The sequence below is a fragment of the Curtobacterium sp. B8 genome (assembly GCF_000333315.1).
Taxonomy (GTDB): Bacteria; Actinomycetota; Actinomycetes; order Actinomycetales; family Microbacteriaceae; genus Curtobacterium; species Curtobacterium luteum.
Window position 1 is genome coordinate 1 of record NZ_BACW01000574.1, and the last position, 1304, is coordinate 1304.

Consider the following 1304-nt stretch of genomic DNA (forward strand, 5'->3'; position numbering starts at 1 on the left):
CGACAGCTCGCCGACGAGTGCCGTGACCGCAGGGTCCTGCACGTCCGTGCCGATCGAGGCCCGGAACGCGGCGACCATCCCGGCCATCTGGTCCTGCCAGTCGGGGTAGCGGGCGGTCTCGGCGTCGTCGAGGAACATCGTCCGGAGCCGGTTCTCGCCGGCGCGGAGGCCCGGTGCGAGCTCGGTCGCGAGCGCGTTCGCCGCGAGGACGTCGAAGGACCGGCCCTCGACGAAGGCGGGCAACCCGATGACGTCGAGCAGCTGTAGCGTCCCGGTCGGCACCCGTTCGGCGTGGACCAGCCGCCGCCGGGGTCCCGCGGAGGCGCCGGCGAGCCCGTGCAGGTAGTCACGCGCCACCCCGTCGAGCCCGAACACCCGCGCCAGCGCGTCGAGGACCTGCACCGAGGGGTTCCGGTCCCGTCCCTGCTCCAAGCGGAGGTAGTAGTCCGCGCTGATCCCCGCGAGCGTCGCGACCTCCTCACGCCGGAGACCCGGCGTCCGCCGCACCCCGGTGACCCGGATGCCGACGTCCTCCGGCAGCACGAGCGCCCGTCGTGCCCGGAGGTGCTCGCCGAGGGGGTTGTCGTCCACGACCCCGATGCTACGGCGGTGCCGCGCGGCCGATCCTGGTCCCCGCACTCCCAGGGACGACGGGGGTCTGCCCCACCCGACGGCCCGCGGGCATCGTGGAGGACATGACGAACACGACCCTCCCCGGCGGCACGTACCGCCTCGCCGACGACCTCGAACTCACCCGCGTCGGGTACGGCGCGATGCAGCTCGCCGGACCCGGGGTCTTCGGGCCCCCGACCGACCGCGCCGAGGCCGTCCGGGTCCTCCGCACCGTCGTCGAACTCGGGATCACCCACATCGACACGTCCGACTTCTACGGCCCGCACGTCACGAACGAGGTGATCCGCGAGGCACTGCACCCGTACCCGGACGACCTCCACCTGGTGACGAAGGTCGGCGCCCGCCGCGACGACCAGGGCGGGTGGCCGCACGCCCGCGAGCCGCACGAGCTCGTCGAGCAGGTGCACGACAACCTCCGGAACCTCGGTCTCGAGCAACTCGACGTCGTGAACCTCCGGATGGGCGGCTTCGACGCGCCCGAGCCCGGCAGCATCGCACGGCAGTTCGAGGCGCTCGCCGAGCTCCAGCAGCAGGGACTCATCCGGCACCTCGGGCTCTCCACCGTCAGCGCCGAACAGCTGGCGGAGGCGCAGACGATCGCCCCGGTGGTGTGCGTCCAGAACATGTACAACATCGCCCGTCGCGAGGACGACACGCTCGTGGACGCCACG

The 1304-nt window shown here is 72.9% G+C and carries 2 protein-coding genes; one reads left to right on the forward strand and one right to left on the reverse strand.

All coding sequences use genetic code 11. The features are described 5' to 3' along the window. Positions 1-591, reverse strand: a 591-nt coding sequence (locus tag I59_RS15570) for a helix-turn-helix domain-containing protein (RefSeq protein ID WP_022904660.1), incomplete at its 3' end; no start/stop codon positions are given. Between the two features lie 104 nt (positions 592-695). Between I59_RS15570 and I59_RS15575 the strand changes: the two genes are divergently transcribed. Continuing rightward, positions 696-1304, forward strand: a 609-nt coding sequence (locus I59_RS15575; RefSeq protein ID WP_031274064.1) for an oxidoreductase, incomplete at its 3' end; no start/stop codon positions are given.